Source organism: uncultured Aggregatibacter sp. (genome assembly GCF_901873365.1).
In the GTDB taxonomy this organism is placed as follows: domain Bacteria; phylum Pseudomonadota; class Gammaproteobacteria; order Enterobacterales; family Pasteurellaceae; genus Aggregatibacter.
In genome coordinates this window covers 1-526 of the sequence record NZ_CABFLM010000040.1, presented here as the reverse complement: position 1 = coordinate 526, position 526 = coordinate 1, and the positions used below count along the sequence as shown (strand labels likewise).

The 526-nt window shown below is 39.0% G+C and carries 1 protein-coding gene; it reads left to right on the top strand.

The window, feature by feature from the left end:
• A partial coding sequence (locus tag QZ106_RS01135) for an IS3 family transposase (RefSeq protein ID WP_295973189.1) occupies window positions 1-526 on the top strand: 526 nt, incomplete at both ends.

The window sequence follows — 526 nt, the reverse complement described above, 5'->3', positions numbered from 1 at the left end:
TGATTTACTTCGTGTGGCTAAAATGCCTCGTTCAAGCTTTTACTATAAAGAGATTAAGCGAAATTATCACGAAGTAAAAGAGGCTATCTTATCGCTGTATAAAAAGAACAGAAAACGAGATGGTTATCGCCCCATGACGTTTAAATTACGCCAAATGGGTTTCCATTTGAATCATAAGACGGTGTTAAGACTAATGAATGAGTTAGGTATTCATTCCATATTACGTAAGAAAAGACATGGGAAACGAGGGAAAACATCACATATTGCACCGAACTTACTGAATCGTGATTTTACAGCAACGGCACTCAATCAAAAATGGGTAACCGATGTTACAGAGTTTCAGGTTGGGCAAGAAAAGCTTTATTTTTCACCGTTGATGGACTTGGCTAACCGAGAAATTATTGCCTATAACTTTGCGACACGCCCGAAGTTTTCATTGGTAAAAAAGATGTTAGAACAAGGGCTTAGTCGGCTTAAACCGACAGAATGCCCGATTATTCATAGCGACCAAGGCGTATTGTATGGC